At 63.5% G+C, this 22,173-nt stretch carries 23 protein-coding genes; 16 read left to right on the top strand and 7 right to left on the bottom strand.

All coding sequences use genetic code 11. The features are described from left to right. The 15 genes from WA702_RS02815 to WA702_RS02745 all read left to right on the top strand — a co-directional run. A partial coding sequence (locus tag WA702_RS02815; RefSeq protein WP_425109003.1) for a histidine phosphatase family protein occupies positions 1 to 357 on the top strand: 357 nt, incomplete at its 5' end. Further along, positions 354 to 1,457, top strand: a complete 1,104-nt coding sequence (locus tag WA702_RS02810) for a CgeB family protein (protein ID WP_425109002.1) — start codon at positions 354 to 356, stop codon at positions 1,455 to 1,457. The genes WA702_RS02815 and WA702_RS02810, both read left to right, overlap by 4 nt. 2 nt (positions 1,458 to 1,459) lie before the next feature. Next, complete coding sequence (locus WA702_RS02805; RefSeq protein ID WP_425109001.1) at positions 1,460 to 2,269, top strand: nucleotidyltransferase family protein; 810 nt, start codon at positions 1,460 to 1,462, stop codon at positions 2,267 to 2,269. After that, positions 2,266 to 3,030 carry a TIGR04290 family methyltransferase gene (locus tag WA702_RS02800; RefSeq protein WP_425109000.1) on the top strand — a complete coding sequence of 255 codons (765 nt, stop codon included), beginning with the start codon at positions 2,266 to 2,268 and terminating at the stop codon, positions 3,028 to 3,030. The genes WA702_RS02805 and WA702_RS02800 overlap by 4 nt, the downstream gene beginning before the upstream one ends. After that, a complete protein-coding gene (locus WA702_RS02795) occupies positions 3,027 to 3,971 on the top strand; it encodes a beta-xylosidase (RefSeq protein ID WP_425108999.1) in 945 nt (314 codons plus the stop codon). The genes WA702_RS02800 and WA702_RS02795 overlap by 4 nt, the downstream gene beginning before the upstream one ends. Continuing rightward, on the top strand, positions 3,959 to 5,167 hold the full coding sequence (locus tag WA702_RS02790; protein ID WP_425108998.1) for a phosphopentomutase: 1,209 nt from the start codon (positions 3,959 to 3,961) through the stop codon (positions 5,165 to 5,167). Before WA702_RS02795 ends, WA702_RS02790 begins: the two co-directional genes overlap by 13 nt. Before the next feature lie 184 nt (positions 5,168 to 5,351). Continuing rightward, positions 5,352 to 6,464, top strand: coding sequence for an SDR family NAD(P)-dependent oxidoreductase (locus tag WA702_RS02785; RefSeq protein ID WP_425108997.1), 1,113 nt, complete (start codon positions 5,352 to 5,354; stop codon positions 6,462 to 6,464). Next, positions 6,461 to 7,528 (top strand): NAD-dependent epimerase/dehydratase family protein, encoded by a 1,068-nt coding sequence (locus WA702_RS02780; protein ID WP_425108996.1) that lies wholly within the window; start codon positions 6,461 to 6,463, stop codon positions 7,526 to 7,528. The genes WA702_RS02785 and WA702_RS02780 overlap by 4 nt, the downstream gene beginning before the upstream one ends. Beyond that, the gene (locus WA702_RS02775; RefSeq protein WP_425108995.1) at positions 7,525 to 8,814 is read left to right on the top strand and encodes a TIGR04295 family B12-binding domain-containing radical SAM protein; all 1,290 of its coding nucleotides are present in this window, start codon (positions 7,525 to 7,527) and stop codon (positions 8,812 to 8,814) included. The genes WA702_RS02780 and WA702_RS02775 overlap by 4 nt, the downstream gene beginning before the upstream one ends. Beyond that, a complete protein-coding gene (locus tag WA702_RS02770) occupies positions 8,811 to 9,923 on the top strand; it encodes a glycosyltransferase family 4 protein (protein ID WP_425108994.1) in 1,113 nt (370 codons plus the stop codon). Before WA702_RS02775 ends, WA702_RS02770 begins: the two co-directional genes overlap by 4 nt. Continuing rightward, positions 9,920 to 11,047: a CgeB family protein gene (locus WA702_RS02765; protein WP_425108993.1), complete on the top strand. Its 1,128-nt coding sequence runs from the start codon at positions 9,920 to 9,922 to the stop codon at positions 11,045 to 11,047. The genes WA702_RS02770 and WA702_RS02765 overlap by 4 nt, the downstream gene beginning before the upstream one ends. Then, the gene (locus tag WA702_RS02760) at positions 11,044 to 12,132 is read left to right on the top strand and encodes a CgeB family protein (protein WP_425108992.1); all 1,089 of its coding nucleotides are present in this window, start codon (positions 11,044 to 11,046) and stop codon (positions 12,130 to 12,132) included. The genes WA702_RS02765 and WA702_RS02760 overlap by 4 nt, the downstream gene beginning before the upstream one ends. After that, positions 12,129 to 13,268 carry a CgeB family protein gene (locus WA702_RS02755; RefSeq protein WP_425108991.1) on the top strand — a complete coding sequence of 380 codons (1,140 nt, stop codon included), beginning with the start codon at positions 12,129 to 12,131 and terminating at the stop codon, positions 13,266 to 13,268. The genes WA702_RS02760 and WA702_RS02755 overlap by 4 nt, the downstream gene beginning before the upstream one ends. Continuing rightward, positions 13,265 to 14,332 carry a UDP-glucuronic acid decarboxylase family protein gene (locus WA702_RS02750; protein ID WP_425108990.1) on the top strand — a complete coding sequence of 356 codons (1,068 nt, stop codon included), beginning with the start codon at positions 13,265 to 13,267 and terminating at the stop codon, positions 14,330 to 14,332. The genes WA702_RS02755 and WA702_RS02750 overlap by 4 nt, the downstream gene beginning before the upstream one ends. Before the next feature lie 159 nt (positions 14,333 to 14,491). Continuing rightward, positions 14,492 to 14,734 (top strand): hypothetical protein, encoded by a 243-nt coding sequence (locus WA702_RS02745; protein ID WP_425108989.1) that lies wholly within the window; start codon positions 14,492 to 14,494, stop codon positions 14,732 to 14,734. On the opposite strand, the gene WA702_RS02740 is transcribed toward WA702_RS02745, so the two are convergent. From WA702_RS02740 to WA702_RS02710, 7 genes are all read right to left on the bottom strand, one after another. Next, complete coding sequence (locus WA702_RS02740) at positions 14,712 to 15,443, bottom strand: Crp/Fnr family transcriptional regulator (protein ID WP_425108988.1); 732 nt, start codon at positions 15,441 to 15,443, stop codon at positions 14,712 to 14,714. The genes WA702_RS02745 and WA702_RS02740 overlap by 23 nt on opposite strands. A gap of 354 nt (positions 15,444 to 15,797) precedes the next feature. Next, the gene (locus WA702_RS02735; RefSeq protein WP_425108987.1) at positions 15,798 to 16,373 is read right to left on the bottom strand and encodes a histidine phosphatase family protein; all 576 of its coding nucleotides are present in this window, start codon (positions 16,371 to 16,373) and stop codon (positions 15,798 to 15,800) included. 71 nt (positions 16,374 to 16,444) lie between these two features. Continuing rightward, positions 16,445 to 17,536, bottom strand: coding sequence for an ABC transporter ATP-binding protein (locus WA702_RS02730; protein WP_425108986.1), 1,092 nt, complete (start codon positions 17,534 to 17,536; stop codon positions 16,445 to 16,447). An 8-nt stretch (positions 17,537 to 17,544) separates the two neighbouring features. Continuing rightward, positions 17,545 to 18,372 carry a carbohydrate ABC transporter permease gene (locus WA702_RS02725; protein ID WP_425108985.1) on the bottom strand — a complete coding sequence of 276 codons (828 nt, stop codon included), beginning with the start codon at positions 18,370 to 18,372 and terminating at the stop codon, positions 17,545 to 17,547. A 12-nt stretch (positions 18,373 to 18,384) separates the two neighbouring features. Continuing rightward, a complete protein-coding gene (locus tag WA702_RS02720; RefSeq protein WP_425108984.1) occupies positions 18,385 to 19,335 on the bottom strand; it encodes a carbohydrate ABC transporter permease in 951 nt (316 codons plus the stop codon). A gap of 140 nt (positions 19,336 to 19,475) precedes the next feature. Further along, complete coding sequence (locus WA702_RS02715) at positions 19,476 to 20,738, bottom strand: extracellular solute-binding protein (protein ID WP_425108983.1); 1,263 nt, start codon at positions 20,736 to 20,738, stop codon at positions 19,476 to 19,478. Further along, the gene (locus tag WA702_RS02710) at positions 20,735 to 21,664 is read right to left on the bottom strand and encodes an N-acetylmuramic acid 6-phosphate etherase (RefSeq protein ID WP_425108982.1); all 930 of its coding nucleotides are present in this window, start codon (positions 21,662 to 21,664) and stop codon (positions 20,735 to 20,737) included. Before WA702_RS02710 ends, WA702_RS02715 begins: the two co-directional genes overlap by 4 nt. Positions 21,665 to 21,790: 126 nt before the next feature. Between WA702_RS02710 and WA702_RS02705 the strand changes: the two genes are divergently transcribed. Next, positions 21,791 to 22,173, top strand: a 383-nt coding sequence (locus tag WA702_RS02705; protein WP_425109004.1) for a BadF/BadG/BcrA/BcrD ATPase family protein, incomplete at its 3' end; no start/stop codon positions are given.

Genomic DNA, 22,173 nt, shown 5'->3' with positions numbered 1-22,173 from the left:
GATGAAATAGATGTCGGTGACTGGACGGGGCGCCGCTTCGACGAGCTGGAGCATGACCCGGCTTGGCGGCATTGGAATGCGCATCGCGGCTCCGGCGTTCCGCCGGGTGGAGAAAGCATGCAGGCGTTGCAGACCCGCATGGTCGGTCATATCGAGGCGCTCTGCCTGGAGCGGCCCGGCGAGACGATCGCCGTTCTGAGCCACGCCGAGCCGATCCGCGCGGTCGTACTGCATTATGCGCGCATCCTGCTCGATGATTTCCTGTCGATCGAGATCGATCCTGCCAGCGTCACCACGCTGATCGACGATCCCGGCGGCGTGCAGCTTTCCTGTCTCAATCAAAAGGTAGCGGCGTGAAGATCGTTATTTTCGGCCTCACCATCTCCTCGTCCTGGGGGAACGGCCATGCCACCCTCTGGCGCGGCCTGTGCAAGTATCTGATCCGCGCAGGACATGACGTCACCTTCTTCGAGCGCGACGTTCCCTATTATGCCGGGGCCCGTGACTTTCCTCAGCTGCCGGGCGGCAGCCTGCTGCTCTATGCGTCCTGGCCAACAGTCGAGCAGACCGCGCGTCGTGCGATTGTGGATGCCGACGCCATCATCCTCACGTCCTATTGTGCAGACGGATTGGAAGTGACGGAGCTGATGCTCGAGCAGGCTCGTCCGCTCAAGATCTTCTATGATCTCGATACGCCCATTACCCTGGCGCGGCTGCACGCTGGCGAACGGCTCTCCTACATCGGACCTGACGGGCTGGCCGGCTTCGACCTCGTGCTGAGCTTCACCGGCGGGCCACGCTTGGTCGAGGAATATCGGAAGAAGCTCGGCGCCCGACAGATCATGCCGCTCTATGGCCACGTCGATCCCGACGTCCATCATCCGGTCATGCCGCAGCCGCATTATCGCGCCGATCTGTCCTATCTCGGCACCTACTCGGATGATCGCCAGCGCACGCTGGAGCAGCTGTTCGTGCATCCGGCCCGCGCGCGGCAGGATCTTCGCTTTCTGATCGGCGGCGCGCAATATCCGCAGGATTTTCCGTGGTCGCCGAACATCTATTTCGTGCGCCATCTGCCGCCGGCCGAGCACGCCGCGTTCTTTGCCTCCTCGCGCCTCACGCTGAACGTGACGCGGCGGGCGATGGCCGACATGGGATGGTGTCCGTCGGGGCGTCTGTTCGAAGCCGCCGCCTGCGGCACGCCCATTATCAGTGATCCCTGGGATGGCATCGAGCACTTCTTCTCGCCCGGCGAAGAGATCCTTCTCGCCGACAGCACGCCGGATGCGCTTGCCGCGCTCGCCCACGATGACGATGTGCTCGAGCAGATCGCCCGGCGTGCGCGCGAGCGCACACTCGACGAGCACAGCTCGGCAAAGCGTGCAGAGGAATTGATCTCCCTGCTCGAACAAACGCATGGCCGCAATGCGGCCGATCTCGCCACTGAGGAGGCCTGAACATGTGGGGCATCGTGCCTGCGGCTGGACGTGGCAGTCGAATCCAGCCTCTCGCCTTTTCCAAGGAGCTGCTGCCGGTCGGCAGCCGCAGCGATCACGGCACCGACCGGCCATGCGCGGTTTCCGAATATCTGATCGAGCGGCTGATCCTGGGCGGCGCAGACAAGATCTGCTTCGTGATCTCGCCGGGCAAGTCCGACATTCTGGAATATTTCGGTGACCGCTACGGCAGCGCGCAACTCGCTTACGTGGTGCAGCCGGACGCCGCCGGGCTCTGCGACGCCGTATTTCGCGCCTCCACTGTCGTGGGCGACCGCGAGGATGTGCTGGTCGGCTTGCCCGACACGGTCTGGTTTCCGAAGGCAGCGCTCGGCGCGCTGCCGGATGCGGATCTGTCCTTCTTGTTGTTCCCGGTCGACCGGCCCGAATTCTTCGACGCCGTCGTGCTGGACGGTGAACGGGTCGAGGAGATCCAGGTCAAGACGCCGCAAGCGCGGTCGAACTGGATCTGGGGCGCGTTCCGGATGTCCGCATCCGGCTTCCGCGACCTGAGGACGCTCTGGGAGCAGCGAAACCGGAGCGATGAATATTTCGGCACGCTGGTGAACAGCTATCTTGCTGCCGGTGGATCGGCGCTCGGCATCAAAGCCGGCGAATCCTACGTCGACGTCGGCACCATCAATGGCTACCGCACGGCGATCGCCCTGTTGGCGGCGAGCCAGGACGGCGCCGAGCCGCGGCCTGCGTTACGGGCTGCAGCGGCCGACGGCATGATCGCATCACGACGCGCATTCGGCGGAGGCCTTGCATGAACCAGGCGGTGCTCTCCCGCGACGAGATCCAGCGCCGCGTCGATGCGCTGGGCCCGTGGTTTCATAATCTCGATCTTCAGGGCGTGCCGACTGCGCCGTCGCACTTCCTCGGCGACTATCCCAACGTGAAATGGCGCCGCTTCGCCGAAGTCATCCCGGCCGACTTGAGCGGCAAATCCGTACTTGACATCGGCTGCAACGCCGGCTTCTACGCGATGGAGATGAAGCGGCGCGGCGCCGAGCGCGTGCTCGGGCTCGACACCGACGACGACTATCTCGAACAGGCGCGGTTCGCGGCCGACATCAACGGTCTCAAAATCGAGTTTCGCAAGCTCTCCACCTATGACGTCGGCCAACTGCGCGAGCAGTTCGATCTCGTGATCTTCATGGGCGTACTCTACCACCTTCGCCATCCGCTGCTCGCACTCGACCTGATCCGTGAGCACGTCGTGCGCGATCAGTTGCTGTTTCAATCGATGCTGCGGGGGAGCACGGCGGTCGACACCGTCGCGCGCAACTACGACTTCTGGACCACCTCACAATTTGACAGTCCCGGCTATCCGAAGATGCATTTCATCGAGCATAAATATGCCGATGATCCCACCAATTGGTGGGCGCCGAACCGCGCGTGTGTCGAGGCCATGCTGCGCAGCGCCGGGTTCGCCATCGTCGCGCATCCTGAAGACGAAGTGTATCTCTGCCGCAAGGTACCGCGGCCGCAGGACGATGGGCCGGTCTACCCCGCGCGAGGTGCCGAATGATCGAAGCTGCCAAGATCTGGAACGAACCCAACAACAAGTCGCACTGGGACCTCCAGCTCGATCCGGATTGGGCGCGCTTCGCCGAGACGGCGATCGCGGCGGGCAAGGCCATCCGCTCGGCGCATCCAACCTTGCCGCGCGTGCTCGGCGGTATCTCGCCGATCGATCCGGCCTTCATCAACAACATGAAGGCGCGGGGCGTGCTCGACCACGTCGACGCCGTCGCCGTGCACGGCTTCCCGCTCGACTGGAACCTTTGGAAGATCGATGAATGGCCCGCGAAGCTTGCGGAAATCCAGGCGCTGGTCTCGGTGCCGGTCTGGGTCACCGAAGTCGGCGTCTCCTCCTTTGGAGCCGACGAGGTGCAGGCCTGGGGATTGAAGCGCACGGCTGAATTGCTCACCGGCCGCGCACCGCGCATCCATTGGTATAGCCTGTATGATTTGCCGATGGCGTGGGAAGCCACCACGCGGCACAAGGAGGCCGAAGGCTCCTCCTACTACCGCCATTTCCATATGGGACTGCTGCGCGAGGACGGTACGCCGAAGGCTGCAGCCGAGCTGTTTCCGCAATTCGCGCCTGCAATGGGCGTCTGCCAGTGGTTCCACTTCGAGGACCACCGGCTCGACAAGGCCGTGACCTGGCTGCGCAGGCTGGGCGTCCGCCATGTTCGAACCGGGCTCTCGTGGGCCGACAGCTTCCGCCCCAATGCGCTGGCCTGGTTCGATCGTCAGATGGAGGCGCTCGCCGAATTCGACGTCACCGTGACCTTCTGCTTCACGCCCGAGCATCGGGGCATCGCGCCTCATCACACCAGTCCGCCGTTCGACGTCAACGAGTTCGCCGATTTCTGCGCCGGCATGATCACGCGCTATAGCGAAAGGACCGGCCTTGCGCCTTCCGAGCCCGCTGTGATGGAGGCGACATTATGCGCGCCGTGATCGTGGTGATGGACTCCGTCGGCATCGGCGGCGCGCCGGATGCGGCGCGCTATGGCGATGAAGGCGCCAATACGATCGGACACATCGCGGAAGCCTGCGCTGCCGGCCTCGCTGACGGTCGAGGCCGTGCAGGCCCGTTACACCTGCCGCATCTCGTTGCCCTCGGGCTCGGCGACGCCTGCCGCCTGGCCGCCGGCCGCTGCCCGCCCGGACTAACGCGCAATGCCGGAGCCGATGCGCAATTCGGCTGCGCCAGCGAGCGTTCGCCGGGCAAGGACACGCCCTCCGGCCACTGGGAGATCGGCGGCGTTCCCGTGCCATTCGAATGGAGCTACTTCCCCCATACCGTTCCGACATTTCCGCCCGATCTGATCGCGGCCTTCTGCAAGGAGGCCGGACTGCCCGGCATCCTCGGCAATTGCCACGCCTCCGGCACCGAGATCATCGCGCGCCTGGGCGACGAGCATATCAGAACCGGCTTGCCGATCTGCTACACCTCGGCTGACAGCGTCTTCCAGATCGCCGCGCATGAGGAGACGTTCGGCCTCGATCGGCTCTACCAGATCTGCATCATCGCACGGCGCCTGCTCGATCCGCTCAACATCGGTCGCGTGATCGCGCGGCCCTTCATCGGCGATGCGCCGGGCAACTTCAGGCGCACCGCGCATCGCCGTGACTTTGCCGTGCCGCCGCCCGAGGACACGATCTTTGATGCAGCGCAGTCGGATCGACGATCGATCATCTCGATCGGAAAGATCGACGATATTTTTGCCCATCGGGGCACCGGACGCAACTTCAAGGGCGATGGCAACGACGCGATGTTCACGGCCATGCTGACAGGCTTGAAAGAGCTTGCGGATGGCGGGCTGCTGTTCGCCAACTTCATCGACTTCGATAGCGTTTACGGGCATCGCCGCGACGTGCCGGGCTACGCACGCGCGCTGGAAGATTTCGACGCGCGGCTGCCGGAACTACTAAACATGATCGAGAAGGATGATCTGCTCATTATCACGGCCGACCACGGCTGTGATCCGACCTGGCCCGGCACGGATCACACCCGCGAGTGCGTTCCGATCCTGGCCGTCAACGGCCGCACGACGGGGCCGATCGGACTGCGCGACGGCTTTGCGGACATCGGAGCGACGGTCGCCCGTCATCTCGACCTCCCGCCGACCCAGCACGGCCTCGCCTTCTAGCTCGGCTCAGCAACGGAACGGCCTGGATTTATTGATCTAGGTTAGAGAAATTTTTGTTTGTACGTCACTTAGGAACCAACATTCCTTGCGCTGCTTTTCACAAAAGGAAAGTACGTGTGCCTCCCCCGGGAACTGCGCGGCTTCCGGTTGCCAAGTGATCATCACACGAGAGGAGTAGCTGCGCATGGTGCGTGTTCTGATTACCGGCGGCGCAGGATTTATCGGCTCACATACGGCCGATGCGCTGATCGAGGCCGGATATGATGTCCGGCTGCTCGACGTGCTGTCGCCCCAGGTTCACGGCCCCAAGCGCGAACGTCCCGACTATCTCCATCCCGGCGCCGAGCTGATAGTCGGCGATGTCACCGACGCGCTCGCGGTGGACCGCGCGCTGCGCGGCGTCGACAAGGTGCTGCATCTGGCATCGAGCGTCGGTGTCGGCCAGAGCATGTACGACATCGAGTCCTATGTGAGGACCAATGAGCTCGGCACCGCTGTCCTATTGCAGGCACTGGCGAACCGGCCGGTCGGTCGCCTCGTCGTCGCCTCGTCGATGAGCATCTATGGCGAAGGCGCCTGCCGCGCCGCCGATGGCTCCATCGTCGCTCCGGAAGAGCGAGCGGTCGCGCAGCTGAAGCGCGGCGCCTGGGAGCTCATCGATACAGATGGTCAGATCCTGGAGCCGGTGCCGACCCCCGAGACCAAACAGCCAGCGCTGAGCTCCATCTACGCGCTGAACAAGTTCGCGCAGGAGCGCATGTGCCTGATCACCGGCAAGGCTTATGGCATTCCGACGCTCGCCTTGCGCTTCTTCAACGTGTTCGGCCCGCGCCAGGCGCTCTCCAATCCCTATACCGGCGTGCTGGCGATCTTTGCCGCGCGGCTGCTCAACGACCGGCCGCCTCTGGTGTTCGAGGACGGCCTGCAGCGGCGTGACTTCGTGCACGTTCACGACGTTGCGCGCGCCTGCCTGCTGGCACTCGAGGGCGACCACGCCGATGACGTCTTCAATATCGGCTCCGGACAGAGCCGCAGCATCCTGTCAGTCGCCGAGGATCTCGCGCGCGTGATGGGGCGCTCGCAGATGACGCCGCAGATCACCGCGAAATACCGTGCCGGCGATATCCGCCATTGTTTCGCCGACCTCGGCAAAAGCAGTCGCGTACTGGGCTTTGCACCGCAGGTTCGCTTCGAGGACGGGCTGGACGAGCTCGCGACTTACCTGGCCGACCAGATCGCCGACGATCAGGCCGAGAAGGCGACCGAAGAATTGCTGCGGCGGGGACTGGTCGCATGACGAGCATGGCCCACGATAATCGCTCCATCGTCATCACCGGCGGCTGCGGCTTCATCGGCTGCAATCTGGCGGACCGGATCGCCGCCGGCGGCGGCGCGGTGACGGTTCTCGACAATCACTCACGCTCCGGCGCGCGCGAGAATGCGCAATGGCTCAAGTCACGTCATGGAGATCGCGTTGCGATCGTGGCTGGCGACGTGCGTGATCCGATTCCCGTGATCGAGGTCGTGCGCGAAGCCAAGGCCGTGCTGCATCTGGCCGCGCAGGTGGCCGTGACCTCGAGCCTCGACAGTCCGCTCGATGATTTCGAGATCAACGCGCGCGGCACCCTGAACGTGCTGGAGGCAATCAGGCTACATAATCCGTCCGCGCCGGTGCTGTTCGCCTCCACCAACAAGGTCTACGGCCGGCTAATCGGCGACGACGAGATCGTCCGGGTCGAGCAACGCTATCAGCCGGCCGATCCCGCACTTGCCGCCGGCATCTCGGAGGCCACGCCGCTCGATCTCTACAGCCCCTACGGATGCTCGAAGGGCGCCGCCGACCAGTATGTGCACGACTATGCCCGCGTCTATGGCCTGCGAACTGCGGTGCTGCGGATGAGCTGCATCTATGGCCCGCGGCAGTTCGGCAATGAGGACCAGGGCTGGATCGCGCATTTCATGCTCTCGGCGCTCCGTGGCGCGCCTTTGACGATATATGGCGATGGTTGTCAGGTGCGCGACGCGCTCTACGTCGGCGATGCCGTCGACGCGTGGCTGGCGGTGCTCGATCGGATTGCGACCGCGCAGGGCCAAATCTTCAATCTTGGGGGCGGCCCCTCCAACGCCATCAGCCTGCTGGAATTGATCGCCCTGATCTCGCAGACCTCGAACCACCCGGTTGAACCTTGCTTCGCCGACTGGCGTCCTGGTGACCAGCCCTGGTACGTGACCGATACCAGTGCCCTGTCGGCTGCGACCGGCTGGCAGCCGAAGACGCCGCTGGCGGAGGGCCTGCGGGCGTTGCAGGGCTGGCTCACGACGCGCTTCATGCAGGAGCACGGACGCGAGGTGCTGGCATGACGCGAGTTGCGCTGATCAATCCGAATTGGACGTTCGACGGCAGCATCTATTTCGGCTGCCGCAGCCCGCATCTGCCGCTCGAGCTCGGCATTTCGCAGCATCTGTTGCGTGAAGCCGGACACGACACGCTGCTGCTCGATGCCCACATGTTCGACCTGTCGCTGACGGATATTCAGGCCGAGCTCGCCGCGTTCCGCCCCGACATGGTCGTCATGACCACCGCGCCGACCTATCTGTTCTGGCGCTGTGCACCGCCCGAGCTGCGGGTGCCGCAGGAACTCGCGCTGTCGCTGCGCGACATGGCCGCCACCCTGGTCGCCGTGGGTCCGCACGGCTCGACCACGCCACGAATGACGTTTCGCAAGCTCGGCGTTGATTTCGTCGTGATGGGCGAGTGCGAGGAAACCTTGTTGCGTCTCGCCAATGGCGAGCGGGATATCGCCGGCCTATGTTTCGCAGACCCGATCGGCACGATCCGTGTCAATGGCGGTCCATTGGCGGCGGCCTTCGTCGATCAGCCGGTGCTGCAATGGCCGGACGAGATGATCCGGCGGCATCATCACCATCATCATCGCTTCGAGGCCGCCCCGGTCGGCCCCGGCGCGGAGGTCGAGGCTTCGCGCGGCTGTCCCTATCACTGCACGTTCTGCGCCAAGGACAATTTCCGCAATGCCTACCGCAAGCGGCGGCCATCCACGATCCTCGACGAGGTCGACCGGCTGCGCGCGCAAGGCGTCGAATACATCTATTTCATCGACGAGATCTTCCTGCCCAACACCGAGTTGTTGGAAGGTCTGGTCACGCGCGGGCTGAAATTCGGCGTTCAGACCAGGATCGATCTGTGGAAGCCGCCGATGCTCGAGCTGCTGGGCCGAGCCGGCTGCGTCTCGATCGAAGCCGGCATCGAAAGCCTCACGCCCGAGGGACGTGCCGCCCTTGCCAAGAATTGCCGGATGACCACCGACGAGCTTGCCGACCGGCTGGTCGAGGCAAGACGTTACGTGCCGTTCGTGCAGGCCAATCTGATCGAGGTGCCGCAGGATGATGATCCGGTGGTGCAGCGCTGGCGCCAGCGCATGCAGGAGGCCGGCGTCTGGGCCAATGATCCGGTGCCGCTCTATCCCTATCCAGGATCTCCGGACTATCGGAAGCTCTGGGGCGAGCCCGACGATCGCGCCTGGGAGCGTGCGCACGCCCATTATCTGGCGCAATTCAATCAGTTCAGCGACGTCCAGAATGAACGTCCGGTGCCGTTGGCTGCACTCGAATTGCAGGTCGCGCCATGAGCAGGCTCGACTCCGTGCGGATCCTGATGACGACGGACACGGTTGGCGGCGTGTGGAGCCATGCGATCACCCTCTCCAATGCGCTGGCAGAACTCGGGGCCGAAATTCATCTGGTGACGCTCGGGCCTGCGGCGCGAGCCGATCAGCGCGCAGCGCTCGAAGGAACCAGCATCAAGCTGATCGAGACGGATCTCGCGCTCGAATGGCGGGATCCAGAAGCGACCGACCTCGATCGCGCGCGCGAAATGTTGCTTCGGCTCGAGCGCAAGATTCGACCTGATGTCATTCATCTCAACAGCTGTCGCGAGGCGACCTTCGACTGGCATGCGCCGGTGGTTGTGGTCGCACATTCCTGCGTCAACTCCTGGGGCCACGCCTGCAATGATACGGCATTCCTGGCCGAACCGCGCTGGCAACGCTATGGCGAACTCGCGGCGGCCGGGCTCGCCAGCGCCTCGACCTGGGTAGCACCGACCTGCGCCTTCGGGGAAACGATCGCCCGGATCTACACGCCGCCGCGGCCGGGCGTGTTGATCTGGAACGGTGTTACGCCTGCATTTCCGACCATTCTGCCGAAGCAGACGCTCGTCTTGGCCGCTGGGCGGATGTGGGACAAGGCCAAGAATCTCGCTGCGCTTGAGGCTGTGGCCGGGGCCGTACCGTGTCCGATCCACGTGGCGGGCCCCGGCACCGAGCCAGGCCAGCAGCACTCCGCTATCAACTTCCTAGGCGAGCTGCCGCAGGTCGAGCTCTGGCAAAGAATGCTGCACGCGGCGATCTTCGCAAGTCCCGCTTTGTATGAGCCGTTCGGCCTCTCCGTGCTCGAAGCCGCTGCGGCCGGCTGCGCGCTCGTGCTGGCAGACATCCCGACCTTTCGCGAGCTCTGGCAGGACGCGGCGATCTTCGTTTCCGTCGGTGACAACCAGGCGCTATGCAGCGCATTGTCATGGCTCGCCACCGACACTAATGCCTGCATGGCCCTGCAGCGCGCAGCGCGGAGGCGCGCACGCCGCTATCAGCGCGGCCGAATGGCGGCCGGATATGCCGAGCTCTACCTCGACCTGCTCAGTCAACGCTCAACCCATCATCCCGTCGAGGCCTGCGCATGAAGTTTGTCTTGTTTTATCATGCATTCTCGTCCTGTTGGAACAATGGCAACGCCCATTTCCTGCGCGGCGTGAGCCGCGAGCTGGCCGCACTGGAGCACGAGGTCATCGTCTATGAGCCGTCCGACGGCTGGAGCCAGCTCAACGCGATCCGCGATGGCGGCGGTGCGAGCTTGCGCGAGATTCCCGCGCTGTTTCCGGGCGTCAGCATCCGTCCCTACGAGCGTGCGCCCGATCTCGACGCTGCACTCGACAACGCTGACATCGTGCTGGTTCATGAATGGAACGAGCCGGACCTGGTCCGCGAGATTGGGCGGCGCCGCGCAACGGGTGGCCGGTTTACCTTGCTGTTCCACGATACCCACCATCGCGCCGTGACGGCGCCGCACGAACTCGCGCGCTTCGACCTCGACGGTTACGACGGCGTGCTCGCTTTCGGCGAGGTGTTGCGGCAGATCTATCTCACGCTCGGCTGGGCCAGCCGGGCCTTTACTTGGCACGAGGGCGCGGACACGGCTTTGTATCGACCTATTCCGCAGATCACACCACAGCACGATCTAGTCTGGATCGGAAATTGGGGCGACGATGAACGCAGTGCCGAGCTGCGGCAATATCTGATCGAGCCGGTGGCCGCGCTCGGACTGGACGCGATCATCTTCGGCGTGCGCTATCCGTCGGACGCGCTCAAGGTGATCGATGCAGCCGGCATCGCCTATGGCGGCTGGCTGCCGGCGCATCGTGCGCCCCAAGCCTTTGCCAACGCGCGTGTCACCATCCACGTGCCGCGCGCTCCCTACGCCCATTCGCTGCCCGGCATTCCGACCATCCGGATGTTCGAGGCCATGGCCTGCGGCACCCCGATCGTCTCGGCGCCATGGGACGATGTCGAGGCGCTGTTTCCTCAAAACACCTATTTGCGTGTCAGCAGCGGCACGGAGATGCGAGAGGCGCTTCAGCTGTTGTTGTCGGATCGTGAATTGGCAGCCGCGATGGCGGCGAAGGCCCGCGCGTGCGTGCTTGCGCATCACACCTGCCGCCACCGTGCAGAGCAATTGCTGCAGATCGCGAACGCCCTGAACTGTGCGCCACAAGCAACATCGGTCGAACTCGAGGGAGCTGCGTCGTGAAAATCTGCTTCTTCGGTTCGAGCCTGGTGTCGTCTTACTGGAATGGCGCCGCGACCTATTATCGCGGCATGCTGAAGGAGATTGCGGCGCTAGGCCACGACGTCACCTTCTACGAGCCCGACGCGTTCGAGCGGCAATCTCATCGCGACATCGAAGATCCTTCATGGGCAAAGGTCGTCGTCTATCCCGCCACGCCGGAGAGCTGGCAAAAGATGGTCGCGCGGGCTGCGCACTCCGCCGATCTCTTGATCAAGGCCAGCGGCGTTGGGGTGTTCGACGCGGAGCTGGAAGATGCGATTGCGACCGTGTCGACCAGAGCAATCCGGATCTATTGGGATGTCGACGCGCCCGCGACCCTGGACGCGATCGCTTCCGATCCTGCGCATCATCTTCGCAGCGCGATTCCGCGCTACGATGCCGTGCTGACCTATGGCGGCGGTGACCCGGTCGTGAACGCCTATCGGGCGGCAGGCGCCCGCGATTGTGTGCCGATCTACAATGCGCTAGATCCGGCCACTCATCATCCGGCGCCGCCGCGGCCGACATTCGCCGCCGATCTCAACCTGCTCGCCAACCGGCTGCCCGATCGCGAGGCGCGGATCGAACGCTTCTTTATCGAAGCGGCTGCGCAGATGCCGCAGCAAGAGTTCGTGCTCGGCGGCTCCGGCTGGCACGACAAGCCGATGCCCGAGAATATCCGGTGCGTCGGCCATGTCGGCACCGCCGACCACAACGCGTTCTTCTGCTCCGCGCGCGCGACCTTGAACGTCAACCGTGACAGCATGGCCCGTTACGGCTTCTCACCGCCCACGCGCGTGTTCGAGGCCGCGGGCGCCGGTGCCTGCCTGATCACCGATCAATGGACCGGGATCGAGCTGTTTCTCGAGCCGGACCGCGAGGTCCTGGTCGCGGCGGACGGATCAGCGGTGGCTGCTCATCTCGACGCGTTGTCGCCGGAACGCGCGCGCCTGATCGGCGAACGCGGCCGCGCGCGCATCCTCGCGCACCACACCTATCGCCACCGCGCCCGCCAATTCAACGCTCTGCTCGAAGGCATGAACACCAGGATCGAGGCCGCAGAATGAACCTGAACATCGTCGTCATCGGGTTATCCGTCACATCCTCCTGGGGCAACGGCCATGCCACCACCTACCGGGCCCTGCTCTCGGCATTGGCGGCGCGTGGCCATACCGTGAGTTTCCTGGAGCGCGATGTTCCCTGGTATCGCGATCACCGCGATTTCACCAAGCCCGACGGCTGGACCGTGCACCTCTACCAGTCTCTGCAAGAGTTGCCGCATCGTCACGGACAGCTTGTCGAAGACGCCGATCTCGTCATCATTGGCTCCTACGTCCCCGACGGTATCGCGATCGCAAACTGGGCCACCTCCCACGCGCGAGGGATTACGGCGTTCTACGACATCGACACACCGGTTACGCTGGCCGGTCTCGAACAGGGTCTCGACTATCTTTCGCCGGCGATGATCCCGCGGTTCGATATCTATCTGTCGTTCTCGGGCGGCCCGGCCCTCACCATGATCGAAGACATCTATGGCAGCCCGATGGCCCGGGTGCTCTACTGCAGCGCGGATGTCGAGCTCTATCAACCGCAGCAGGCGCCTGGGCGCTGGTCGCTCGGCTATCTCGGGACCTACAGCGCGGACCGGCAGCCGCAGCTCGAAAGCCTTCTGATCGAGCCGGCGCGTGCGCTTCCCGGCGAACGGATGGTGGTTGCAGGCGCACAATATCCTGATGACATCGTCTGGCCCGACAATGTGGAGCGGCTCGAGCATGTCGCCCAGCATCAACACGCTGCGTTCTTCGCCGCGCAACGCTTCACCCTCAACGTCACGCGCGCGGACATGCGGGCCCTCGGATTTTCTCCCAGCGTCCGACTATTCGAGGCGGCCGCCTGCGGCACACCGATTCTATCCGACCATTGGCCCGGGCTCGAGACCATCTTCGCGCCGAACAGCGAACTTCTGGTCGTATCGTCCCCCCGCGACGTGACCGAAATCCTCGAGAACATGCCGGACGAAACGCGGCGCTCGATCGCAGAACGCGGCCGTCGCCGGGTGCTGCGCGATCACACGCCGGACCATCGGGCTCTGCAGCTCGAGGACTATTATCGCGAAGCGCTCGCACGCCGGTCCCGGCCGGCACGATGGGCTGCCACGCGAGCCCCAACTGACCCCGTCGAACTCAAGCTGGGATTGTCATGACCATTCAAATGCCCATTCACACCCGCCGCGCGCATCGTACACTCATTGCCGGAGGCGCCGGCTTCATCGGCTCTCACATCTGCGACTCGCTACTGCAGCGCGGCGACACCGTCATCTGCCTGGACAATCTGCATACCGGCGCGACACGCAACATCCGGCCGCTGCTCAATCATCCGCATTTCCGCTTCATCGAGCACGATGTGCGAGAGCCGCTGCAGCTCGACGGGTCGATCGACCGCATCTACAATTTCGCCTGCCCGGCGTCGCCGCCGCATTATCAGCAGGATCCGGTCGGCACGATGAAGACCTGCGTGCTCGGCACATTGAACCTTTTGGAACTGGCGCGGCAGAAGTCCGCGCGGATTCTGCAAGCGTCCACCAGCGAGGTCTATGGCGATCCGGAGGTACATCCGCAGCCGGAGAGCTACACGGGCCATGTCAATACGATCGGGCCGCGGGCCTGCTACGATGAGGGCAAACGTGCCGCCGAGACATTGATGTTCGATTACCGGCGCATGTACGAGCTGGAGATCAAGGTTGCCCGCATTTTCAACACTTACGGCCCGCGCATGCATGAGAACGACGGCCGCGTGGTGTCGAACTTCATCGTCCAGGCCCTGCGCGGTGCGCCGATCACGGTCTACGGCTCGGGCAGCCAGACGCGTAGCTTCTGTTTCGTCGACGATCTCGTGCGCGGGCTCGAAATGCTCATGGAAAGTCCCGCGTCCGTCACCGGGCCGGTCAACCTCGGCAATCCGCACGAAATGAGCATCGAGGCGATCGCCCGCGAGGTCTTGAACTGCACGAACTCCGCCTCGACACTCGAGTTCAAGCCGCTGCCGGTCGACGATCCCAAGCGGCGCAAGCCGTTGATCGCGACCGCCGAGAAACTGCTTGGCTGGCGCCCACGGATCCCGCTGCGTAAGGGGCTCGAGGCGACGGTGGCTTACTTCGCTTTGGAGGTCGGTCAGTATCGGCCTGCCGCAACGAAGAAGCAGCCGAGCCCGTCGCGGCGGCTCGGACGAACCCGGCTGACACTCGCCGACTCGCAACGAACCTCCTGATAGGCTAACCCGCGCCGGCCGGCTGCGCCCACCTTAGGCATGATACGGTCTGGCGTGTCGGCTTAGAATGAGGACCGCGATCGGCGGCGGGTTGGAAGAAGCGCGCCAGGTCATCGAGGAATAGGCAAGCGATCTGCGCGCGCAATTCTCGAAAACCGCGTGCGTCAGACGCGTTTGATCAGCACTGATACGGTGACTTGGCCTACCTACCCTGCCCTGATCGGAACTGACTTCCAGGCTGACATCTGTCGACGACGAATCGAGCAGGTCGCGTGCGATCGCGAGGGCGGCATCTGCCGTTTGCAGCAGGGCTGTCTCGACATCGGGCAGTTCGATCCCTATGCTCGGGTGTTTCGCTGGCCGCCGCTCGTTCTCGCGATCACCCTGGGTGGGCGCCGTTGACCTGATGCAGATATGTTGGGTCGAACCCGCCGGCAGCGAACACCTTTACAACGTCGGTCAGGGTGACAAGATTCTTACGGATGTCTAAGACGCGCTTGCCGCGAAAGTCCTGCAGCACCCTGTTCACGTGCACGGTGCTCAGGCCGAGCGCCTCCGCGAGCTTGGCTTGAGTAACGGGAAACTGAAACTCGCCGTCAGAGACAAGCCCTACCGCAGCCATGCGCTGCCGCAGCTCCGCGAGAAGGTGAGCCATCCGCGCAGACGCCGATCTAACCCCGAGATTCACGATCCATTCGCGGAACACGGCGGAATCGATCATGGTCTCACGCCACAAGGCGCGAGCTACGGTTGGCCGTGCGTCAATAAGCCTGGACAAGTCCGAGTGGTCGATGAACGCCAATGTCGCCGCAGATATCGTGACGAGATCGTGGTCCATCGTCTTAAGAAGTAGACTTTGCAGGTCGGGAATGTCCCCTGGTATATGGAATGACAAGATTTGACGCTTCCCCGTGTCAGCGACCTTGGATCGGCAAGCAAAGCCCTTCACGATCATGCAGCACGCACTCGGATGATCGCCCTCGCGCGCGATTGGGGTTTCCTCCGGGACTTCTTTCACATGAAGAGGAAGTGCCTTGATCGCAGTCGCATCGTCATTGCTGAAGTGCGTATCGCTGCGCAGCCTGCGGATCAGCATTTCTGCGTAATGCATTGGGTAAGCCTACAATGGCAGAGGCCAAGGCCATCGGCTTGAGGCAAGGTTACTGAAGCCGGAGAGCGAGGTGCCAAGTTTCGCTGCAGAGGCAGACGGGAGCACGGGCATCTCTCAGTCACCGGGCCGACGATCCGGGCCGGGGCGATTGTTGATAACCCGCCGACGCCGAGTTCGTTCCCGCGCACGCAGGTGTCGGGACGCTGCACGCCGCATGATGCGAACATTAGGATGACGGCTGGCGACAGAAGCTCGTCGATCGCTTGCTTCACGTCAACGCAGATGCCTTGGTGACATTGGGAAGACTGCAGATCGCTCACGGAGAACCCGACCGCGAAAATCCCGTCGGCGCTATCAGAGGTCTTCGAGTGGACACCATGAATGCCGTACGCGGCGTTGCTCCCTGGTGAATGCGAAAAAGCAGCCACCGCCGGCGGGTTGATCATAAGCTCGGTCGATCGCAACACCCGAATAGTAGCAATACAGCAGGGTGCCGACGCCACCATGGCCGACGAAGAGGACGTCGCCCGGTCGATCTCGAGCCAGGACGTGCTCGACCTCCCGGACGATACGCGACTGGGCGTCAATCGCCCGCTCCCAGCCCCGAACGCTGATTTGGGGCTTGGCAAAGAACTCGTCGGCAACCGCCTGAAACTCGTCCGGAATCAGGAAGCCGGTTGCCGATCGATCATTCTCGTGCATCGCTTCCCGAACCTCGATGACGACGTTCAGCCTGGCGGCAATGATTTCGGCTGTTTCGATCGCCTTTCGCTCGCTGCTGGAAATAATCTGCGTTGTGCGAGCAAGCTGCCGCCCGCTCCCGACCGCCTCCGTGCGCGCTCTTCCGATCTCGCTCAAGCCCCAGGATGGGACGGGGATGGCCGGATCAATATTCACTTGAGGATGGGTGAGGTAGCGTACGACGCTCATCAGCGAATACTCACACGACCGTGCCACTTGCGATTGGTCGGCACCGGAGCCAGTCGACGCGTCCCGAACTGCTAAGCATGGCACTGCGTCGAAATCCGAAGGCCCCCAGCATCGAAGACGTGCACATCCCGGGCCGCAGCGCTAAGCGTGGCTCGCTCGCCCGGTGCCGGCGTCTGCCTGCCGCGGACTTCGGCCACGAACAGCCTGTCGTCGGCACGGCGCAAATAGGCAAAAGAGGACTCACCGAGCCGCTCGACCAGCTCGACGACGCCTTCCACTGCGAAGGGACCATCTGCTCGGCTGCCAAGATGCTCGGGACGAACCCCGACCGTCAGCGTGTCTCCGACCTTGAGTGACGCCGCCGGCAGGTTGAAACGACGAAAGCCGGGTCCGGCAACGCATGCGCATCCGCTCTCGATGCGCTCGACCTTCGCGTCGAAGAAATTCATCGCGGGCGAGCCGATGAAGCCGGCAACGAACAGATTGGCCGGCGCATAGTACAGATCGAGCGGCCTGCCGACCTGCTCGATACAGCCCCTGTTCATTACAACGATGCGGTCGGCGAGCGTCATCGCCTCGACTTGGTCGTGCGTGACGTAGACGATTGTCGATTTCAGCATCCTGTGCAAGTTTGCGATCTCGACGCGAGTCGAGACACGCAGGGCCGCATCGAGGTTGGAGAGCGGCTCGTCGAACAGGAAAACGGCAGGCTCACGCACGATTGCGCGGCCGATCGCAACGCGCTGACGCTGGCCGCCGGAGAGATCGCGCGGATAGCGCTCCAGCAACTCCTCGAGCTGCAGCATGCGAGCAGCCTCCGCGACGCGCCGTTCGCGCTCCTTCGGCGGCACTCCGGTGAACTTCAATCCGAACGTCATGTTCTTGCGCACATTCATGTGCGGGTAAAGCGCGTAGGACTGGAACACCATCGCGATGCCGCGCTGGGCGGGAGCGAGCGTGTTGACGAGCTTGCCCTCGATATGGATGTCGCCGCCCGACGTGCCGTCGAGCCCGGCAATCATGCGCAACAGGGTCGACTTGCCGCATCCCGAAGGGCCAACCAGAACGACGAACTCGCCATCCTCGATATTCAGGTTGATATCGCTCAGGACCGTCGTCGCGCCGTAGCGCTTGTTGAGATGCTCGATGCGCAGATTGGCCATTCCGAAACCTATTTGACTGCGCCGGAGGTGAGGCCCGCGATGAGCTGGCGCGACAGGATCACGTAGATCACGACGACGGGCAGGATCGCCATCGACAGCGCGGCCAGCACGGAATTCCAGTCGGTGATGTATTGACCGAGAAACTGCTGCACGCCGAGCGTCACGGTATGCGTCGAGTCGCTCGACGTCAGGATCAGCGGAAACCAGAGATCGTTCCAGATCGGCACGATGGTGAACACAGCGACCGTCGCGATGGCGGGACGCAGCAGAGGGGCAACGACCTCGAAGAAGATCCGGGTCTCCGGCACGCCGTCGCAACGCGCGGCGTCACGCAAATCCTTGGGGATTTGCTGGATGAACTCGCTCAAGATGAAGATCGACATCGGCAGTCCCTGCGCGACATAGACCAGGATCAGGGCTGTCAGGGTGTCGTTCAGACCGGCAGACCGCATCATGTTGAGGATTGCGACGGAGCCGAGCCGGATTGGCACCATGATTCCGATCGAGAGAAACAGTGCCAGCGCCGTCGAACCGCGAAATCGGTATTCAGTCAGCGCCCAGGCCGCCATCGCACCGAACAACAGCACGAGCGCCATGCTGACCAGGGTGACGATCAGCGAATTGGAGTAATAGGTCAGGATGTGGGCGGTACGAAAAACCTTCTGGTAGCCGATCAGGCTGAAGGTGGTGGTATCAGGCGGAGCAAGCGGCGCACCGAAGATGGCGCTGCGCACCTTGAACGAATTCATCACGACAAGCAGGATCGGGCCGACCGCGAGCATGCTGTAGGCGATCAGGACGAGATGAACGCTGAGGCTCCTGGCGCGCTGCTCCATCTTTAACTCCCGTCAGAATGTGTAACGGCGGATGCGCCGCTGCACGAGGACGAGATAAAGACAGAGGCCGATCAGGATGATGAAGAAAATGACGGTCGCGACTGCCGCGCCCATCGTCGGATCACCGAGCTGGAGCTGGTTGCCGAAGAAGGTCCGGTAGAAGAACGTGCCGAGAATGTCGGTCGCGAAATTTGGTCCCGCGAGTGCGCCCTTGACCGAGTAGATCAGATCGAAGGCGTTGAAATTGGCAACGAAGGTCAGGATGGAGACCAGGCTGATCGTCGGCAAGACCAGCGGGAGCTTGATGTGAAAGAAGATGCGGAGATTTCCCAGCCCGTCGACGCGCGCCGCATCGATCAACTCGTCCGGGATGTTGAGCAGCGCCGCATAGATCAGCATCATCGGGATGCCGACGAATTGCCAGACCGAGATCAGGGACAGGGTCACGAGCGCGCTCGATTCGAGGCCCAGCCAGGGAGCGAACAGCGAGCCCAGGCCCACCGCCTTCAAGGCGCCGTCGGCGACGCCCCAAAGCGGGGAGAGGATCAGGTTCCAGGAGAAGCCGACGATGACGACGGAAAGCATCGTCGGCAGAAACATCACGGTGCGATAGAAGCCCTTCAACCTCAGGCCCGGCAGGCTCAGAAATCCGGCGAGCGCGATGCCGACCGGATTCTGCACACACATGTGCACGGCGAAAAATGTCAGATTGTTGCCGAGGGCATTCCAGAACGGCTTCGACCACAACGCAGCGCCGAGCAGTGCCTGGAAGTTGGCGAGACCGACGAAATGCCGGGCCCCCGACGGCTCGCTTGTATATGTGGATAGCGCCATCGTTGCGACGAGCGGGTAGATCGAGAGCAGGCCATAGATCGCAAGCGCCGGTCCGAGAAAGAACAGCAAAAGGCCCGCGAGTTTCACGCGCGACATCTGGGCGGTGATGGTGGAGACCGGTTCACGCATGATGGAAAAGATCGAACCTACGGCGGGTGCTCATCCTCTCCACGGTTGCGCAGTGTGGCAAGGATTGGCGGTGTGCAGCAACGATCGAACAGAACAAGAAAGGGTCCCTCTCGCCGCAAACGCGGGGAGAGGGATTGGCATCACTTTGCGGGCTTGTACCACTTGTCGAGGCCGTCCTGCAGTTGCTTGCCCGCCGCATCGGGCGTCAGCTTGCCGTTGACGACCTGCGCGGAGACGTTCCAGAGCTCGTTTTCCAGATTCGGCGTGCCGCGCGACAGGATCTGATACGAATTGCGGATCGTCGACTTGCAGGTCTGTCGCCATCCGACCATCGTCGCGGCGACGTCGTCATCGACCTTCACCGGCGCCTTGGCGAGGGGGAAGAAGCCGGGCAGCGCGTTGGCGTAAATCGCGGCGAATTCCGGCGTCGTCAGCCATTCGAGAAATTTCCGGGCATCTTCCTTGTTCTTCGACGCCGCGTTGACGCCCATCGCGATGTCGGTGTGATCAGAGATATAGCAATCCGTCGTGCCGGCCGGCTGCGGCGGCGGGAACGCGCCCATCGCAAATTTCGCTTGACCGCGGAACGTCGAGATGTCCCACGAGCCGGCCGCATAGATCGCGCCCTTGCCGAGCGAGAACAGATTCTGACTATCGGCGTAGGTCTGCGCCTGGAAACCGGATCCAAGATACGGCGCCCAGCTTGCGATCTCCTTGAATGCCGCGACATATTGCGGGTCGGTGAACTTCTCCTTCCCCGCGATCAGATTGGCGCGGCCGGTCTCGCCCTTCCAATAGTCGGGACCGACGTTCTGGAATCCCATGGTCGCCGCCTCCCACTGGTCCGCGGTACCCATGACGAGCGGGACGTAGGTTCCGTCCTTTTTCAGCTTCTCGAGCACCGCATGGAATTCGTCGAGCGTCTTCGGCTCGGACACGCCAACCTTGGCAAAAGCTTCCTTGTTGTAGATGAAGCCGGCAATGACGGATGCCATCGGGACGCAGAAGGTGGTCTTGCCGTCATCCGTTTGCCACGCCGCCTTTGCGACATCGGAGAAATTATCCATGCCCTTGACGTCGTTGAGGCCGTCGAGCTGGTGCTTCTGATAGAGCGCAAGCGAGGCGTCAAATGGGCGACACGTAATGAGGTCGCCGGCAGTCCCGCCATCGAGGCGGGCGTTGAGAGCGGCGTTGTATTCCTTCGGCGCCGAGGGCGCGAATTCGATCTTGATGTCGGGATAGTGCTTGTTGAAGGCCGGAATGATCTTCGAATTCCAGATATCGGCGTCATCGTTGCGCCAGCTCTCGATCTTCAGCGAGCCTGCCTGGGCCGCGGCGATCCCCGCGAACAACGCCAGCGCGGCGACTTCGGCTAACAGTGCGGCCTTGAATGTCCGTCTCATGCTACGCTCCCTGGTTCGGGCCTTCGCCCGTGGCTGACCCCGCTGACCGCCGCGCGGCGCAAGGCATCATCGATACGGCCTTCCGCGGCGGTGAGGCGCGTGACGGCTTCGCTCACGCTGCTGACGCCGCAGGCAATCAGGACCGCCGGCTTGACCTCGCCGCCCGCCTCGCGAAGCGCGCCCTCCGCTTCGGCGTGGCTGACGCCCGCGATCGTGGCGACGATTCCGCGTGCACGTTCGCGCAATTTCGTATTATCGGCCTTCAGATTGACCATCAGGCCCTGATGAATATGGCCAAGCCCAAATCCCATCAACGATGAGAGCATGCCAAGCGCGGCCTTCTGCGCAGCTCCGGCGGCGAGCCGTGTCGAACCACGCAGTGCCTCCTCGCCGCTTTCGAGCAGGATCGGCGCGTCGGCGCCGGCGAGCAAAGGCGAGCCCGGACGGTGTGCGATGGCGATCACAAACGCGCCACGACGGCGCGCCTCTGCGGCAGCGGCAACGGTGAATGGCGTCGAGCCGCTCGCCGATACGGCAATCACGGCGTCGCCTGCGAGGTCGCCAAACTTCGCCACAGCCTGCTCACCAGCTGCAGCATTGTCCTCCGCAGCCCCATCGATGCGGAACGGCTCGGCGGTCCCGCCCGGCAAGATGATCGCGATCCTCGCCTCATCAAGGCCGAAAGTGCCAGGAAGCTCGGCGGCGTCTTCGGCCGCCGCAAGGCCGGAGGAACCTGCACCCGCGTAGACGACACGCCCCCCTCCGCGCCAGATCGCCGCGAGGCGAAGGGCGGCTGCGCGAATGTCGCCGGAGGCCGCCGTCACCGATGCGATCGCCCGGCGATACGATGCCAGCATCGTCTCGGTGAACGCCGCCTCGTCAATGATCGCGGCCGCGCCGGTGTCGCGCCACCTCTCCCCGCCCATCTCCAAGCTCGGCAGTACCGCCATCGTGAATACCAGTGGTAGATACCTCTTGTATTTAATTTAAGCGCGTGAAATACCATTTGTCTAGCGGCGTTAAGGATATTTTAAGGAGGCTCCTTGGCGACGGTGCAGTTTTTCCTCGGGGTGGACGGTGGCGGGACACGCTGCCGCGCGAGGCTGCGGGATTCGTCGGGCCACGAGATCGGGCGCGGCATCGGGCCGGCTTCGAACATCTATCTCGATTTCGAGGAGGCCATGCAGGTGGTCCGCGATACGATCGAGGCGACGATCCCTCCCGGCACGGCAAAAGGGGACATCGCAGTCGGCCTCAGCCTCGCCGGGCTTTCGGACGACAAGGAAGCAGAGCGCGTCGCCGCCGCCCTGCCCGGCTTTGCGCGCGTCGTCGCGGTCAATGATGCGGTCGCCGCCTGCGTCGGCGCCAACGGCCTCGGCGATGGCGGCCTGATCATCGCGGGCACGGGCTCGGCGGGCATCGCTCGCCTTGGAGC

This window comes from Bradyrhizobium sp., assembly GCF_049798375.1.
Classification (GTDB): domain Bacteria; phylum Pseudomonadota; class Alphaproteobacteria; order Rhizobiales; family Xanthobacteraceae; genus Bradyrhizobium.
The sequence above is the reverse complement of the archived record's forward strand: the minus strand, read 5'-3'. Positions and strand labels throughout refer to the sequence as shown.

Bases quoted from the DNA above. Each gene is read 5' to 3' on its own strand.
- WA702_RS02805 (WP_425109001.1), top strand. From the start codon at position 1,460: ATGTGGGGCATCGTGCCTGCGGCTGGACGTGGCAGTCGAATCCAGCCT.
- WA702_RS02800 (WP_425109000.1), top strand. From the start codon at position 2,266: ATGAACCAGGCGGTGCTCTCCCGCGACGAGATCCAGCGCCGCGTCGAT.
- WA702_RS02795 (WP_425108999.1), top strand. From the start codon at position 3,027: ATGATCGAAGCTGCCAAGATCTGGAACGAACCCAACAACAAGTCGCAC.
- WA702_RS02790 (WP_425108998.1), top strand. From the start codon at position 3,959: ATGCGCGCCGTGATCGTGGTGATGGACTCCGTCGGCATCGGCGGCGCG.
- WA702_RS02785 (WP_425108997.1), top strand. From the start codon at position 5,352: ATGGTGCGTGTTCTGATTACCGGCGGCGCAGGATTTATCGGCTCACAT.
- WA702_RS02780 (WP_425108996.1), top strand. From the start codon at position 6,461: ATGACGAGCATGGCCCACGATAATCGCTCCATCGTCATCACCGGCGGC.
- WA702_RS02775 (WP_425108995.1), top strand. From the start codon at position 7,525: ATGACGCGAGTTGCGCTGATCAATCCGAATTGGACGTTCGACGGCAGC.
- WA702_RS02770 (WP_425108994.1), top strand. From the start codon at position 8,811: ATGAGCAGGCTCGACTCCGTGCGGATCCTGATGACGACGGACACGGTT.
- WA702_RS02765 (WP_425108993.1), top strand. From the start codon at position 9,920: ATGAAGTTTGTCTTGTTTTATCATGCATTCTCGTCCTGTTGGAACAAT.
- WA702_RS02755 (WP_425108991.1), top strand. From the start codon at position 12,129: ATGAACCTGAACATCGTCGTCATCGGGTTATCCGTCACATCCTCCTGG.
- WA702_RS02750 (WP_425108990.1), top strand. From the start codon at position 13,265: ATGACCATTCAAATGCCCATTCACACCCGCCGCGCGCATCGTACACTC.
- WA702_RS02740 (WP_425108988.1), bottom strand. From the start codon at position 15,443: ATGCATTACGCAGAAATGCTGATCCGCAGGCTGCGCAGCGATACGCAC.
- WA702_RS02735 (WP_425108987.1), bottom strand. From the start codon at position 16,373: ATGAGCGTCGTACGCTACCTCACCCATCCTCAAGTGAATATTGATCCG.
- WA702_RS02730 (WP_425108986.1), bottom strand. From the start codon at position 17,536: ATGGCCAATCTGCGCATCGAGCATCTCAACAAGCGCTACGGCGCGACG.
- WA702_RS02725 (WP_425108985.1), bottom strand. From the start codon at position 18,372: ATGGAGCAGCGCGCCAGGAGCCTCAGCGTTCATCTCGTCCTGATCGCC.
- WA702_RS02720 (WP_425108984.1), bottom strand. From the start codon at position 19,335: ATGCGTGAACCGGTCTCCACCATCACCGCCCAGATGTCGCGCGTGAAA.
- WA702_RS02715 (WP_425108983.1), bottom strand. From the start codon at position 20,738: ATGAGACGGACATTCAAGGCCGCACTGTTAGCCGAAGTCGCCGCGCTG.
- WA702_RS02710 (WP_425108982.1), bottom strand. From the start codon at position 21,664: ATGGGCGGGGAGAGGTGGCGCGACACCGGCGCGGCCGCGATCATTGAC.